At 65.1% G+C, this 15,033-nt stretch carries 14 protein-coding genes; 6 read left to right on the top strand and 8 right to left on the bottom strand.

The window, feature by feature from the left end; genetic code table 11:
* Positions 1–76 precede the first annotated feature (76 nt).
* The 4 genes from C7401_RS34960 to C7401_RS34950 form a co-directional block, all read right to left on the bottom strand.
* Entirely contained in the window at positions 77–1,294 is a 1,218-nt protein-coding gene (locus C7401_RS34960; protein WP_112176593.1) for an acyl-CoA dehydrogenase family protein, read from the bottom strand.
* Positions 1,291–1,878, bottom strand: a complete 588-nt coding sequence (locus C7401_RS34955) for a flavin reductase family protein (protein ID WP_112176591.1) — start codon at positions 1,876–1,878, stop codon at positions 1,291–1,293. The genes C7401_RS34960 and C7401_RS34955 overlap by 4 nt, the downstream gene beginning before the upstream one ends.
* A complete protein-coding gene (locus C7401_RS45175; RefSeq protein ID WP_181565774.1) occupies positions 1,878–2,045 on the bottom strand; it encodes a hypothetical protein in 168 nt (55 codons plus the stop codon). Before C7401_RS45175 ends, C7401_RS34955 begins: the two co-directional genes overlap by 1 nt.
* Before the next feature lie 115 nt (positions 2,046–2,160).
* On the bottom strand, positions 2,161–3,075 hold the full coding sequence (locus C7401_RS34950; RefSeq protein ID WP_112176590.1) for a VOC family protein: 915 nt from the start codon (positions 3,073–3,075) through the stop codon (positions 2,161–2,163).
* A 410-nt stretch (positions 3,076–3,485) separates the two neighbouring features.
* On the opposite strand from C7401_RS34950, the gene C7401_RS34945 reads away from it, so the two are divergent.
* The 6 genes from C7401_RS34945 to C7401_RS34920 all read left to right on the top strand — a co-directional run bounded on the left by C7401_RS34945 (position 3,486) and on the right by C7401_RS34920 (position 10,986).
* Positions 3,486–5,273 (top strand): sigma-54-dependent Fis family transcriptional regulator, encoded by a 1,788-nt coding sequence (locus C7401_RS34945; RefSeq protein ID WP_112176588.1) that lies wholly within the window; start codon positions 3,486–3,488, stop codon positions 5,271–5,273.
* Between the two features lie 118 nt (positions 5,274–5,391).
* A complete protein-coding gene (locus C7401_RS34940; protein ID WP_112176586.1) occupies positions 5,392–6,834 on the top strand; it encodes an FAD-dependent oxidoreductase in 1,443 nt (480 codons plus the stop codon).
* A 10-nt stretch (positions 6,835–6,844) separates the two neighbouring features.
* Entirely contained in the window at positions 6,845–8,215 is a 1,371-nt protein-coding gene (locus C7401_RS34935; protein WP_112176584.1) for an FAD-dependent oxidoreductase, read from the top strand.
* A gap of 1 nt (position 8,216) precedes the next feature.
* Positions 8,217–8,999 carry a hypothetical protein gene (locus tag C7401_RS34930; protein WP_112176582.1) on the top strand — a complete coding sequence of 261 codons (783 nt, stop codon included), beginning with the start codon at positions 8,217–8,219 and terminating at the stop codon, positions 8,997–8,999.
* Positions 8,996–10,027, top strand: coding sequence for an electron transfer flavoprotein subunit alpha/FixB family protein (locus tag C7401_RS34925; protein WP_146758050.1), 1,032 nt, complete (start codon positions 8,996–8,998; stop codon positions 10,025–10,027). The genes C7401_RS34930 and C7401_RS34925 overlap by 4 nt, the downstream gene beginning before the upstream one ends.
* A gap of 23 nt (positions 10,028–10,050) precedes the next feature.
* Positions 10,051–10,986 carry a LysR family transcriptional regulator gene (locus tag C7401_RS34920; protein WP_112176578.1) on the top strand — a complete coding sequence of 312 codons (936 nt, stop codon included), beginning with the start codon at positions 10,051–10,053 and terminating at the stop codon, positions 10,984–10,986.
* Positions 10,987–11,054: 68 nt separating this feature from the next.
* On the opposite strand, the gene C7401_RS34915 is transcribed toward C7401_RS34920, so the two are convergent.
* The 4 genes from C7401_RS34915 to tcuA all read right to left on the bottom strand — a co-directional run bounded on the left by C7401_RS34915 (position 11,055) and on the right by tcuA (position 14,785).
* Positions 11,055–11,867 (bottom strand): aspartate/glutamate racemase family protein, encoded by an 813-nt coding sequence (locus C7401_RS34915; RefSeq protein WP_112176576.1) that lies wholly within the window; start codon positions 11,865–11,867, stop codon positions 11,055–11,057.
* A gap of 66 nt (positions 11,868–11,933) precedes the next feature.
* Positions 11,934–12,515, bottom strand: a complete 582-nt coding sequence (locus tag C7401_RS34910) for a cysteine hydrolase family protein (protein ID WP_112176574.1) — start codon at positions 12,513–12,515, stop codon at positions 11,934–11,936.
* Between the two features lie 16 nt (positions 12,516–12,531).
* The gene (locus C7401_RS34905; RefSeq protein WP_112176573.1) at positions 12,532–13,287 is read right to left on the bottom strand and encodes an SDR family NAD(P)-dependent oxidoreductase; all 756 of its coding nucleotides are present in this window, start codon (positions 13,285–13,287) and stop codon (positions 12,532–12,534) included.
* On the bottom strand, positions 13,277–14,785 hold the full coding sequence (tcuA, locus tag C7401_RS34900; protein ID WP_181565773.1) for an FAD-dependent tricarballylate dehydrogenase TcuA: 1,509 nt from the start codon (positions 14,783–14,785) through the stop codon (positions 13,277–13,279). The genes C7401_RS34905 and tcuA overlap by 11 nt, the downstream gene beginning before the upstream one ends.
* Between the last annotated feature and the right edge of the window lie 248 nt (positions 14,786–15,033).

Genomic DNA, 15,033 nt, shown 5'->3' with positions numbered 1-15,033 from the left:
TGATTCAAACCGGCGCGGCTGCAAGCGTGCCGCAGACCGCGCCGTGGATTCGCGCCTTTGCCGGGTTGTGCCCGGATTACGCGGCGGCCTGCCCAGGCAGCGGGTCGCGTGAGTAAAAGAGCGGCGGCAGCGGTTGGCCGAGCAGGTACCCGCCAAGCGTGCCCGCCGTGTCGTCCGCGTTCTGGGTGATGTGATTGGCCGCCGCGATCACGTCGCGCAGAATGCGCTGCAACGGGTTGTCCAGGTAGATGCCGCGCGCGGAAAGCGCCTTGAACAGCAACATCACGGCCTCTTCGCTTTCGCGGCCCACGCGCGCGATGTCGAGCATGGCGGGTACACGGTCGTCGAGCGGCACCAGTTCGCGGCGCTCGGCGTACTGGGTCGTTTCATGCATCATGTGCAGGATGCGGGCGCGTGAAGAACGCACGCGCGCCACCGCATTGCCGAGACGATCCTTCACATACGGGCTGAGCGACGTTTTTGCGCCGCCCGTCGTGTCGCGGCGCGTTTGCATCTGTTCGATGAAGAGGTCGACCGCGCCCTGCGCCATGCCGTTGATCGCCGACGATACCGCCGCGTAAAAGATCTGCGAGAACGGATAGAGATACATGTTGCCGCGATCGCTCATGGTGTAGTCGGCCAGGCTGTGCGTGCGGTAGTCGGGCACGAAGGCGTCCTTGACCACGACGCTCTTGCTGCCCGTTCCGGCGAGACCGAACACATGCCAGTCGTCGAGAATGGTGTAGTCGGTGCGCGGCACGAGAATCGAGAGACGATCCACGGGCTTGCCTTCTTCGTCGAGCAGCATCTGGCCGAGAAACGCCCACTGGCCGTGGTCGGTGCCGCTCGAAGTCGGCCAGCGGCCGTTGATGATGTAGCCGCCTTCCACACGCTTGTACGTGCCGAACGGCGCATACGAGGACGCGATGATCACCGAGTCGTCCTGGCCCCAGACGTCTTCGCAGGCGCGCGGGTCGAGATGGCCGAATTCCCACGTGTGAATGCCGAGGATCATCATGTTCCAGGCACTGCTACAACAGCCGCGGCCCAGTTCCATGAGGACCTTGAAGAACACGGCGGGGTTCATCTCGTAGCCGCCCCAACGGCGCGGCTGGAGAATGCGGAAGAATCCCGCCTCCTTGAACTGCGCGATGATGTCGGCCGGAACCGAGCGGTTCTTTTCGACTTCCGCCGCGCGCTCGCGCAGCATCGGGATCATCGCCCTCGCCCGCTCGACGAGTTCCGCTTCGGTGGGAATGACGCGTTCGACCGACTGTTTCAATACCGTGCTCATGCTGCTCCTCCGTTTGAATTTTCCGAGTCCGCCTGCTCCAGACGGGCGAATTTCCCGCCGAAATACACGAGCGGCGGCGTCTCCTCTCTCTCACAACTCACTTCGATCACATCGCAAAGAAAAACCGTGTGCGAACCGCCGGGAATTTCCTCGATGACCTGACACCCGAACGACACGATGCTTTGTTCGAGCAGCGGGATGCCGAGCCTGCCCTCACGCCAGTTGCCTGCGCCGAGAAAACGGTCTTCGCCCACCACGTTGATGACCATGCCCGCGAATCGCCGCGCGATGTCTTCCTGATGCTCGCTCAAGACGTTGACGCTCAGGAGTCCCGATTCGCTGATCACCTGGTGGGCGCGCACCGAGCGATTCACGCAAACGAGCAGCCGCGCGGGCTCCGCGCTGACCGAGCAAACGGCGGTCGCGGTCAATCCCGCACGCAGGTCGCCGCTGCGCGAAGCGATGATCGAGCACGCGCCCGCGAGACGCCGCATGCCCGCGCGAAAGAGCGAAGGGTCTACGCCGTTGATCGGGCATCGGGCCGAAGCGGCCTCGCCCGCGTTGCTTGTGAAAATGGCTACCATCAGGTTTTCCCCGTCGAAAGAAACGCATGCATGACGGTGTGGAACGCGTCAGGCTGTTTGTACTGCGGCCAATGCGCCGCTGCGATACCGTGAATCAGGTTATTCGTAGTCCAGATCACCAGCGCCTCGTTATGTTCGTGCCCGGCTTCGATCGCCGAATCCATCATTCCAGATCCTCACTTGCCCCTGGAAAAAGGGCAAAACAACTCCCCGCCGGCAACGCGAGCCGGTTCACATCGTCCTGGCGGGGATGCGGCGTGGCGGCGTTTCGCGCCGCTACGCTCAGGCGGGCACGGGCGGCGTGCGCTTGTGGCCCCAGTCGCTCATCTTCGAATAGTTGACGACCTTCCACGTCGCGTCGTCGATCACGATGCCGCCGTAGCCGTATTCGAGTGCGAAGCCCGAGGGCGTTTGCACGTAGAACGAGAACATCTGGTCGTTCGGGTGATGGCCGAGATGCAGGAACATCGGCACGCCGGCCGCGGTGCACCGGTCATAGGCGAGACCGACGTCGTCCATCTCCTTGACCTGCACCATGAGGTGATTGAGGCGCTTGGGACCGGGAATGGCCGCGGTGGCGAGGGAATGGTGGCGGCCCGTTTTCGTGTGCATGAACGTCGCGTCCACGACGATGCCGGGGGCGCGCTCCTCGCGAATGTAGTCGCTCACGCGCAGCCCCATTATCGAGCGGTAGAAGTCGACGGACTCGCCGTAGTTGTTCGCGGTCGTGAGAATGTGGCCGATGCCGAGCGACCCGGTTTCGAAGCCCGCGCCGCGCATGACGTTCGAGCGGAACGGATTCGTCATCTGCGCAATTTCGGGGCCGAAATAGAAGGCGTGGCGATAGCCGTTCGGGTCTTCGCAGTAGTAGAGCTTTTCGACCCGGCGGCGCGCGCGATAATCGCGGTCACCTTGTGTCACCGTGATGCCGCGCTCGCGCAGTTGCGCTGCGTAGCGGTTGAGTTCGTCTTCGGTCTCGAACTCCCAACCGGCTTCCTGAATGTCGTCGGCCTCATTCTTTTCGAGCACGATGCGCTGCATGTACTCGTCCATGCGCAGCACCAGCGCATTGCCGTCATCGCGAGACGCGATCTGAAACCCCATCAGGTTGTGAGCGAAATCCGCCCATGCACCGAGATCCTTCACCCCCAGCACGACATAGCCAAGGTTAGAAATTGCGGCAGCCGTTTCGGCCATATCTCCTCCGTCCAGCACGTTTTCCGTTAAGAACTTGTCGATTGCGCGAAAGCCAGAAGACTTTCGTGAAGCGCGAGCCCTAATAAGCAAAGGGTATGCCATGCACCTTGGCCATGTGCCCCGTATTCGCGCGCTGCCCTGTCCAGTAAGGCCCCGGCGTGTTTTCAAGCGCGCCCGTCGCACGCGGGCCGTGTGCGCTCGCCCACATTGAAATCCAGAAAATCATGAAATGTCCGTCGCGACGCGAGCCGCCAGTGCGGGATTTCATGAATTTACGGACGGAATGCGCCGCCCGTATCGTTGCGCCTGCATCGATCGTGGCTGGGCAACGAAGGACGAATATGAACACGACCCCCGAACGAAAACAGGCGGAGTGCAATTTGCCCCCTGAATTCGTTTTGCTTGACTCAATGGACTTCAGCGATATCGCTGAGCAACTGCATTTCAATCCGGTTGAGGGACGCATCTGGCTACAGGACCGGCGCATGGCGCTGCTGCCGGTTGAAGTGCTCGGCGCGATGCGGCGCGAAATGATCGATTCGCTCGGGCTCGAAGGCACGCGCCGCCTCATTACGCGTTTGGGCTATACAGCGGGTTCGCGCGACGCCGAACTCGCCTGGAAAGTGCGTGCTCATCGCTCGCAGCTCGACATCATCGTGGCGGGCGCACAGCTTCATGCGCTGGAAGGCTTCGTGAAAGCCGAACCCGTGCATATCGAAATCGACAATCACCGCGGCTATTGTTATTCGGAATTCTTCTGGAACGACAACTGCGAAGACGAGATCCATATCGCCAACTATGGCGTCGGGCACGAGAGCGCCTGCTGGATGGGGATTGGCTACACGTCCGGTTTTCTCAGCAAGATCATGGGCAAGCGCATCATCGCGCGCGAGGTGGAGTGCCGCGCGATGGGGCAAGCCAAGTGCCGTGTGATCGCGCAGCCCGTGGAAAGCTGGGACGACCCCGAGGAAGACCTGCACTACCTGCATGTCGCCCCGCCGCCCGCGCGCGCGATGGTAGGTGCTTCGGGCTTGAAGGCAAGCGTTGCGGCGCCAGAAGCGGCGCCCTCGCCGGCGGCGCAGCCGGAACCCGCCATGCCGATGCTCATCGGCTCGTCGGTCAGCTTCACGGCCATGCTGCACAAGGTGCGGCGCGTGGCGACCACGCGCGCGACGGTGCTGCTGTCGGGCGAGAGCGGCGTGGGCAAGAGCGCGGTCGCGCGCGAAGTGCATCGCTGGAGCAGCCGCGCCGACAAGCCCTTCGTGGAAGTCAACTGCGCGGCCATTCCCGAACAACTGCTCGAATCGGAACTCTTCGGCGTGGAGCGCGGCGCGTTCTCGGGCGCGAACGAGTCGCGCGCCGGGCGCTTCGAAACCGCCAACGGCGGCACGCTCTTTCTCGACGAAATCGGCATTCTCAGCTTCAGCGCGCAGGGCAAGCTGTTGCGCGTGCTTCAGAACGGCGAGTTCGAGCGGCTCGGCTCCACCCGCACGATCAAGCTCGATGTGCGCGTCGTCGCCGCCACCAACGAGGATCTGCCCAAGGCCGTGACGGAGGGCCGCTTTCGCGAGGACCTGTTCTACCGCATCAACGTTTTTCCCATCCATATTCCGCCGCTGCGCGACCGTCGCGACGATCTGCCTTTGCTGATCGAGTATTTCACCAAGCGTCTCTCGGCGCTGCATGGCCGCCACGTACCCGGCATCATGCCGCGCGCGTTGCAGGCCGTGCTCAACCATAAGTGGCCCGGCAATATCCGCGAGTTCGAGAACGTGATCGAGCGCGGCATTATTCTTGCCGATGATGGGGAATCGCTCGACCTGCGTCACCTCTTCAGCGTCGATTCGAATTTCGCGCATTCGAGTCTCATGCGCCTCACGGAAGCCGGCACACTCGAAAAGCGCGACGCACTCGCGAGCGCCGCCGCCGAGGCGAATATAGGCGCAAGCGATTCCGGCGGCACGCCGCCCGCTTCGCTGGAAGACTGGGCGCGCGCAGCGGTGCGCCAGCAAGGCGCGAATCTGGGCGATGTGGAAGACGCGCTGGTCAACGCGGCGCTCGCGGAGGCGAACGGCAATGTGTCGAAGGCCGCCGCGCTGCTCGGTCTCACGCGCGCGCAACTCGACTATCGCGTGAAGCGTAATGGCAACGCGAACGGCAACGGCGGCGGCCGAAGCCAGACAGTTCACACCGATTAGGGAGTGCATGCGGCGCATCTTTCGTCTTTATCGAAAGGCGAATTCGCCGCCAGGCGCTTTGCCCCGTTGCTCGCGCCCACTATTCTGCGTTCGTGTCTTCACCAGTGAGAGCGAGACGATGGACGAGAATTTTGACGTAGTGGTAGTGGGTTGCGGCGTAGCGGGCCTTTCGGCTGCCGTGAGCGCCGCACAGCGCGGCCTGAACGTGTGTGTGCTCGAACGCGCCACGCGCGCCGAGCGTGGCGGGCAAAGCCGCTTCACGGAAGCTTATTTGCGCATGAAGTCGCTTGACGAAGTCTCCGACGATTTCGAGGAGCATCTCGGGGAAAACGCAAGCTGCTATCCCGACCCGGACCTGATGGCGGAAATGGCGCTCGACCGCTCGTCGTGGTCGCAGACCACGGCATCGCTCGCGCTCGCCGACGCGGACGTGCTCTCCACCTTCGCCGAGCATGTGCCCGGCTCGGTGCAGTGGCTGCGCGACATGGGCGTGCGCTTCGACTTCCTGCCCACGCAGTTCCTCACAAGCTCGCAGCCGCGCCTGTTGCCCGTGGGCGGGGGCGAGGCCATGGTCGAAGCGCTCGCGGCGCAGGCCGAGGCGCTTGGCGTCACCTTCCATTACGAGTGCACGGCGCGCGAGCTGATCATCGACACGCAAGGGTCGGTGGCGGGGCTCGCCGCGTGGAAACGCGGTGCGGGCCGCCGCCGCTACGCGGGCGCCGTCGTGCTCGCGAGCGGCGGCTTCGAGGGCAATCCGGAAATGCTCGCCCAGTATCTCGGGCCGCGCTCGGTCTATCTGCGCCCCGTGTGCAAGGGCGGCTATTACAACAAGGGCGAAGGCATCGCCATGGCGCTGCGTGCGGGGGCCGCGCCGTGCGGCGAGTTCGGCAGCTACCACGCGGAGCCTGTGGACCCGCGCTCCGGCGTTTCGGAACCGTCGATCTTCGTATTTCCGTACGGCATCCTGATCAACAAGCGCGGGCAGCGCTTTACCGACGAGGCGCCCGGTACGGTCGATGCCTGGTACGAACGCGTGACACGCCGCATCTACGAGCAGGATGAAGGCATCGCCTACGTGATCCTCGATCAGCGCGTGAAGGACATTCCGAACTACCGCCTCGCGATCCGCACCGACCAGCCCGCAATCGAAGCGCCGACGCTCGAAGTGCTCGCGGCGAAACTCGGTGTTCCGGCTGATACGCTGGCCAGCACCGTTGCCGCATACAACGCGGCCTGCCGCGAAGGCCGCTACGATCCGCTCGCCGCCGACGGGCTCGGCACGCACGGGCTCGAACCGCGCAAGTCGAACTGGGCATTGCCGATGGACCGCGCGCCGTTCTTCGCCTATCCGATCATCTCCGCGAACGTGTTCACGTTCGGCGGTCTGAAGGTGGACGCCGCCGCGCGCGTGCTCAACACGGACGGCGCCCCCATTCCGGGCCTCTATGCCGCGGGCGAAACGATCGGCATGTATTACGGCAACTATACGGGTGCGACTTCGGTGCTCAAGGGTCTCGTGTTCGGCAAACTGGCGGGCGAGACAATCGCCAGCCGTTGCTGAGGGAGGCGCGATGACCACACCCGACCTTCTGGTAATCGGCGGCGGCATGGCGGGCTTTTGCGCCGCGCTTGAGGCGGCGAATGCGGGCCTCACCGTCACGCTGCTCGAAAAGCAGCCCGAAACGGGCGGCTCCTCCGCGATGAGCGGGGGGTGCCTCGCCTTCGCGGGCACGGAACTCCAGCGCGAGCACGGCGTGGAGGACAGCGACGCCCTGCTCTTTTCCGACCTGCGCGAAGTCGGCAACTTCGACAACGACGAATCGCTCGTACGCGCCTACGTCGATAACCAGCTCGGCACGTATCACTGGATGCGAGAGCATGGCGTGGTGTTCGGCGCTTCCATCGAGACATCGTCGGGACAGTCGGTGCCGCGCGTGCATTCGGTCGATCCGGCGGACGCCGTGCGACAGCTCGCGCGCGCCTGCGCGGCAACGGGCCGCGTGAGCGTGACGATGAACGCGGCGGCACGCCGCCTCGTTCGCGCGGCCGATGGCCGCTTCACGGGCGTGCACGCCTTGATTGACGGCGAGCCCGTCACCCTGGAGGCACGGCTTGGCGTGATTCTCGCGAGCGGCGGATTTTGCCGCAACGCGCAGATGGTGCATCACTACGCGCCGCAATACGACGAAGCGGTGTTCATCGGCGGCGACGGCAACGTGGGCGACGGCCTGAAGATGGCGCTGGAATTCGGCGCCGACCTGCGCGACATGGCCTATATCAAGGGCACTTACGGCAAGCACCCGCTCGACGAAACGAATCACCATAGCTGTCTCGCCGTGTACAAGGGCGCGATTGCCGTGAATCAGGACGGCAAGCGCTTTGTCGACGAATCGGTTTCATACAAGCTGCTTGGCGACGCCGCGATTCGCCAGCCCTATGGCGCGACATTCCAGATTCTCGATCAACGCATCATGGAGAGCGGCGACGATCGCGTGCGCATTCTCGACTTCGAGCGACGCCGCGAGGAAGGCCTTTTCATCGAGGCAAACAGTCTTGCCGAACTTGCGCGTCTGATCGAGGTGCCGGAGGAGACCTTGCTCGACACGGTCGCGCGCTATAACGCCGCCGTGGATGCCGGGCATGACGACGCGTTCGGCCGCGCGCATCTCGTCCATCGCCACGGCGAGTTGTGCCGCATCGAGCACGCGCCTTTCTATGCCTACCCTTCCACAGCGGCCGTGTTCGGCACCTATTGCGGCTTGCGCGTGGACGCAAGCATGCGCGTGGTGAATGTATTCGACGAGACGCTCGAAGGGCTCTATGCGGCCGGTGAGATCGTGGGTGGGTTTCACGGCGGCGCGTACATGACGGGCACGGCGCTCGGCAAGGCTGCGATCTTCGGGCGCCTTGCCGCCCGCAGCGCGGCCGGGACGGAGCAATAGCATGCAGATCTGCGTACTGCTCGCGGGCGTGCTCGACCCGAAGTGGCCGCTGCCCAAAGGCGACTGGCTGCATGACGCCGCGTTGCTCGACGGCATCGCGCGCAAGCTCAGTCCGTTCGATGAAGCCGCGCTCGAAGTGGCGCTGCGCCTGCGCGAATCGCTGCCTGACGCCACGCTTGCCGTCTACATGCCCGAGGGCCCCGGCGCGCTCGGCTTGCTGCGCGCGGTCGCGGCGCACAAGCCCGAACACGTCGCGCTGCTTGCGGTGGACGACGCGGCGCGCTGGGACCCCGCCGCCTTCGCGCGCGAAGTGGCGGCGGGTGTGCGAGCGGCGAGTGCGGGCACATTGTGGCTCACCGGCCGCGAATTCGGCGATCTCGACGACGGCGCTTTCAGCGCGTGGCTGGCGCGTGAAGCGGGCGCAGCGCTCGTGACGATGGCGGAGGAACTGCGCGCGGAGAGCGACGGCGCGCTGCGGGCCGTGCGCACGCGCAGTCATGTGACCGAACACGTTCGCGTGCCCGCGCACTGCGTTGTGACGCTGACGAACGCGCGCAGCAACCGCTTGCGCCATCCACTCATGAAGAACGTCATGCTCGCAAAGAAGCTGACGATCGACACCATCGCCCGTCAAGGCGGCGGCGAGGCGCGCATTGTGCCGATGCAGTTTGTCGCCGCGACGGGCGTGGAGCGCGCGCGGCGCGCGCCGCTCGACGCCGCCGCCGGACTCGAAGCCCAACTCGACGCCGTTCTCGAACTTCTTGATAGCGCAGGCCCGACGTGACCACGACTTCTCCTTTCCGCCTCGTAGCGTTGCTGCTCGACGAACTCGACGACGTCCAGCAACTCGTGCGCCAAGCCACCGACGTGCTGGAAATGGCCCGGCCGCAGGGCCTGGACGTGCACGCCCTATGCGTGACGCGCACGCATCAGCCCGATCTCGCGGAGCGTCTGCAACGGTTGCCGCTCGGCAAGATCGTCTGCATCGCCGTCGCGGACTTGCGCGACCCGGTTCTGGCCGCCGATTTCACCGGTGTGCTCATGCGCGCGCTCGAAGCGCAAGCGCTGGGTTCCGGTGATTGCGTCTGCACACCCGCTGGCGCGCTCGGCGAAGAAGTTGCCGCGAGGCTTGCCGCCGCGTTCAACGGCTGCGCGCTCGGGCGCGTGCAAGGCGTGTCGTTCGACGCCAACGGCGTGCACGCCGATCGCGCGGTTTTCGGCGGCCGCAGCACGGTGCGCGTTCGCTCGGAACGCGGCCCCTGGTTTGCGGCGTTGCGCACTTCGGGCGCGGGTTGCGCGCCGGACGCTCCCGCTACGCCTCGTTTGCTGGAATGGCAGGAGGCGTCGAGCGGGCCGCACGACGCCGATGAGATCGTGCTGGTTGCGGGCGACGCCGCGCGCCTGCCCGTCGAAACGGCGCGCGTCGTGGTGAGCGGCGGGCGCGGCATGCAGCGGCCGGAGGGCTTCGAGCTGCTCGCACAACTCGCCTCGCGTCTCGACGCGGCGCTCGGCGGGAGCCTGCCCGCCGTCGACGCCGGGTGGGTGCCCGTTACGCATCAGGTCGGCCAGTCCGGAAAATTCGTGAGTCCTGCTATCTATCTCGCGGTGGGCATCTCCGGCACGCCGCAGCATCTGGCGGGCGTGAGCGCGACGACGCGCATTGTCGCGATCAACAGCGACGAGGAAGCGGACATCTTCCGGGTGGCGGACGTGGGCATCGTGGCCGACTGGGGTGAATTTCTTCCGGCGCTCATCGCGCGCGTGGACGCGAGCCGTAACGCACGTGCCGACGCGCGCAAGGCAAGCCGGTAAGCGGACAACTTCAACGAGGAAGCATGGACAGACTTTGGGCAATGGAAGTATTCGTGCGCGTGACCGAGTGCGGCAGCTTTTCGCGCGCGGCGGAGTCGCTGAATCTAGCGAACGCGACGGTCACGTCGTGCGTGCGCAATCTGGAGAAACATCTGGGCGTCACGCTCTTGCAGCGCAATACGCGGCACCTGCGCCTCACCGACGCCGGCGAGCGCTTTCATTCGCGCTGCCGGGTGCTGCTGGAAGGCGTGCACGCCGCCGAGCAGGAGGCGGCGCAGGCGCAGGCCGAAGTGCGCGGCACGCTCAATGTCGAAGCGCCCATTGCGATCGGTCATGCGCTGCTGTTGCCGGCGCTGCCGTCGTTTCTCGCGCAGTATCCCGGTCTCTCGGTCAATATCAATCTGACCAATCAGCCGCACGCGCTCATCGAGCGCGGACTCGATCTGGCCATCCGTATGGACGCCGTGGAAGATTCGGAACTGGTCGCACGTCCGCTCTACAGCGCAAGCTATATCGTGTGCGGACGCGCCGACGTCGTGGACGCCGTGCGCGAGCGCTCGCCCGCCGATCTCGATCCGTCACTGTGCCTCGGCCTCCTTCCCGAGGGGCGGCCCGAGCCGCAGCCGTGGCTTTTCGCGCGCGACGGCGAGGAAACCGTTGTCTCGCCGGAAGGCAGGCTCTCGTTCAATAGCTCCGATGCGCTGGTGAGCGCGGCTTGCCGGGGTCTTGGCCTCGTTTGCGTGCTCGATATCTTCGTGCGGCAGGAGCTTGCCGATGGCCGCCTCGTTGCCGCCTTCGATGCGTGGGATCACGGCGGCCGCGCGTTTCACCTCGTCTCGGCGAAGGCCAGTTTCGTTTCGCCGAAACTCAAGGCGTTCAGCGATTTCATGCTAGAGGTGATCGGCCCGCAAAGCCGCCCCGATCATCGCGAGCGCATTCCGGTACAGCGCGGGCGGTAGCGTAAGCGCATCAATTACGCCACTCAAAGCACGCCGGCCCATGCTTCGATGCACGGGCGGCGTATTTTTCATTTTGCGTGCAGCTTGTCGAGGCCGTAAAACGCGAGTATTTCCTGTACGCGCGTCGTGTCCGGCTTGCCCGAGAAGTATCCGCGGCGGCAGGTTCCATGCGCGCCCGCCCGGCGCAGATCGACGAGCGTTTCAGCGTCCTTGACCCAGGCGGCCAGCGAATCGACCACGGGCACACCGTCGACTTCGCGCACGCCGTTGCGCGCGAGCAGCACGTTCAAAGGCGCTTCGCCCGGGATGATGACTTCGGCGCCCTGGGCAATGAGGCGGCGCGCGCTTTCCTGAAACGTTGCGATGAGCCGCGAAGGCTCGCTGAATGCTTCGAGCACGTCGCCGAACTGAAAGCCGACATGACGTGCACCGGCGAAGCGCCCGCCAAGTCCGTGGCGCACCGCATTGTCGGCCACGAGTTCCGCGAGTTCGTCGATGAACACGAGCACGCCGAAGCGCCGCCCCAACTGACACGCGCGCAGCATTGCCGATTCGCCATAGCCGACCACCGGAATGTCGAGCAACGCCCGCGTTTCGCGCAACGCGGGCTCCGGCAGCGTGCTGATCGCGTAGGCGTCGAAACCCTCCTCCTGCGCGCGCACGCCGGCCGAGAGAAACTGCAAGCCGTGCAGATACTGGAGCGAGGCATACTTGATGTCGTCGCCGGGATAGTTCGTGCGATACGTCCCCGGCGCCATGCCGTGCATGACGATTTCCGTGCCGGGGCGCGCAATCGCGCGAAAGTGCGCGTCGAGCGCGTCGCTGTACGCGCCGAGGTCGGAGAGGACGGTGAAGCTTTGATGCCAGATACGAAGGCTCATGTTGGCGTTTTCCGTAGGGTGGATCGAAGCCAGCCGGGCGTCCGCTCCCGACCGGCCCGTGGCGCGTTACGCGAACGTCACGCTCTCCGATGTCTCGACGCGGCAAAAGCGCCGGATGCTGTCGATCGAATTCGCGTGCTCCTGCGCGGAATGCGCGGCGCAGCAGTCGTCGAGCACCACCACTTCGTAGTCGCGGTCGTGCGCGTCGCGCACGGCGGCCTGCACGACGGCCTGCGTGGAGACGCCCGAGCACACGATGCGCGTGACGCCTTGCGCACGAAGCTGGGCTTCGAGCGTGGTCGAATAGAACGGGCTCACGCGATGCTTGACGATCTGCAAGTCGGTCTCACGCACTTCGATATCCTGATGAATGGCCGTGCCCCACTCCCCGAGCTTGAAAAGGCCCGCGGCGGGCGCGCCGGAAAAGACCGGCGAATTCGGCGGGCATTCCTGGTAGTGCGCACTGAAGCCCACTCGCACGAACCCCACCAGAGCGCCGGCGGCACGCGCCTTTTGCAGCGCGAGCGAGGTCCGCGCGATGATCCCGCGTTCGCGCACCTGCTCGCCGAGCGGCCCTTTGCCGCTTGGGCCTTCCGCGTGAATGAGATCGTTCTGCATGTCCAGCACCAGATAAATGGTCTTGCTCACTTCGTATTCCTCTTGGTTAGTCACAGTACATTCCGCCGTTGACGTCGAGTATTTCGCCCGTCACGAAGCCATTGTCCGGCGCGCACAGGAACAGTACGGCGCGCGCCACGTCTGCGGGCGTTCCCATCCGGCCGGCCGGAATCAGCGCACGCAGCGCGTCGGGAAACCCGCTTGTCATCGAGGTCGCGATCGGGCCCGGTGCGACCGCATTCACGCTCACGCCGTGCGCCGCGAGTTCCTTCGCGAGAAAGAGCGTCAACATGTGCACGCCCGCCTTCGATACGCCATAGGCGACATTGCCCGCCCGCGCCTGTTCGGCCGCGTCGAGCCAGGGCCGCGCGTTGCCCGCGTTCTTGCCCACCACCGAACCGATATTGACGATGCGGCCGAAGCCGTTTGCCTTCATCGGCGCCATCGCCGCCTGGCAGGCGAGAAAAACGCCCTTGAGATTGATGTCGAGCACGCGGTCCCATTCGCTTTCCGCAAGCGTTGCCGCGCTGCCGAACGACACCACGCCCGCCGCGTTCACGAGTATGTCGAGTGCGCCGTGACGCGCGACGATATCGGCGACGAGACGCACACTATCCTCTTGCGAGGTGACGTCCAACTGCGCCGGGTGAACGCTCGCCTGCTCCGCGTGCGCGGACGGCATTACCTTGTCCGCGCATATGACGGTGGCTCCCGCGCGTGCGAGCGCCTCGGTCACCGCCGCGCCGATTGCGCCCGCGCCGCCCGTCACGAGTGCGACCTTGCCTTCCAGTTCACGCAACATCTTCTCTCCCCATCGGTTCGTTATGCGTCATGCTCCGGCGGGCCGCATGAGCGCCCGCCGCGCGGCCCACCACCGAGCCTGCCGTGAGTCCGATGCCGCCCGCGTATTTCACGTAGTAGAGTCCCCCGACCATCTCGCCTGCCGCATACAGTGCAGGCAACGGTTCGCCGCTTTCGTCGAGCACTTGCCCGTTCACATTCACTTTCACGCCGCCATAGGTGAAGGTGATGCCGCAGGTCACGGCATAGGCGAAGTACGGCCCCGTATCGAGCGCGAGCGCCCAGTTCGACTTGGGCGGGTCGATGCCTTGCGTACCACGACCGTCACGATCGGCGGGATTGAACGGCACGCAGTCGTTCACGGCCGCGTTGAACGCGCGCACCGTGTCGAGGAATGCGGGCGCATCCATGCCGTCCATCTTCGCGGCGAGCGCTTCGAGCGAGTCGGCCGTGACGCGTGTGGCGTGTTTCACGCGATATTCGTCGGGCAGCAGGTCGTGAGTCCTGGCGTCGAACACCTGCCACGCCACTGCGCCGGGTTGCGCCAGCACGTGCGCGCCCATGCCGGAATAGGTGTAGTTGCGAAAATCGCGGCCTTCGTCGACAAAGCGGCGCCCTTGCGCATTCACCACGATGCCCAGCGTGAAATAGTTTTTTTGTTGATTGAGCAACGAGATGTCACCGAACGCGGGCGCGTTCAGGTCGTAGAACACGGCATGACAGCCGCTCCAGTTGCCATGGGCGACAGCGCCCGCGCGCAGCGCCATGTCGATGCCGTCGCCGGTGTTGTAGCGCGAGCCGCGCACGCGCGCCAGGTCCCAGTTGTGCCCCAGATATTGCGCACGCCACGCGAGATTCGCGTGGAATCCGCCGGTGGCGAGCACCACCGCGCCCGCACGCAGTTGCCCTTCGCCTTCGCGCGTGCGCACGCCCACCACCCAGGCATCGTGCTCGCGCGTGAGGCTCGTTGCACGGGTGGCGTAGCGCACTTCCACGCCGGCCGCTTTGGCGCGCGCGAAAAGCGTCTCGACGAGCGCGTAGCCGCCGCCCGACACCTCCACGGTCAGGCCGCCCCAGAAACGATGCTTGCCGCCCACGCGAAACGACTGGCGGCCGTAGATCGGCGCGAAACGCACGCCTTGCTCGCGCAGCCACTTCATGGTCGGCAAGCTTTGGTCGACCACCTGCTCCAGCACGTCGGCGTCGGCGCGATAGCCGCTCATGGTCACCGCTTCTTCGAAGAATTGCGTCGCCGGGTATTCGCCGAAGTCCGCGCTTTCCCGTTCGGCGTCCTGCAAGTCTGGTATGAGTTGTTGTAGATCCTCCACGCCGTCGTAGGCGATGCGAAATGCGCCGCCCGTGAAGGCGGAATTGCCGCCGCGCTGTTCCAATGGCGCGCGTTCGAGCAGCAGCACGCGTGCGCCCTGCTCGCGCGCCGACAAGGCCGCGCACAGCGCCGCGTTGCCGCCGCCCACAACGATCACGTCACAATCATTCACGTCAACGCCCTCCAGGTTGGTGACGATGATCGCGCACGCTCGTTCAGGTCGTACAGGCAGGCAAAGCGAAAGGGATTTTTGAAAATCCTGGTGCGTGTTCGTGGCGTGCGAGTGGCGTGTTTGCCCGCTTTGCATGATTGGCGCGGTTTATTCGGCTTTTTCGAATGCGCCGTTCAATGCTGGCGTATCGCGGGCGGCCGTGGCCGCGCATAGAGTGGCATAGCCACACCCGATCAGAACAAGGAGGA

The organism is Paraburkholderia unamae (assembly GCF_003268775.1).
GTDB classification, from domain to species: domain Bacteria; phylum Pseudomonadota; class Gammaproteobacteria; order Burkholderiales; family Burkholderiaceae; genus Paraburkholderia; species Paraburkholderia unamae.
The sequence above is the reverse complement of the archived record's forward strand: the minus strand, read 5'-3'. Positions and strand labels throughout refer to the sequence as shown.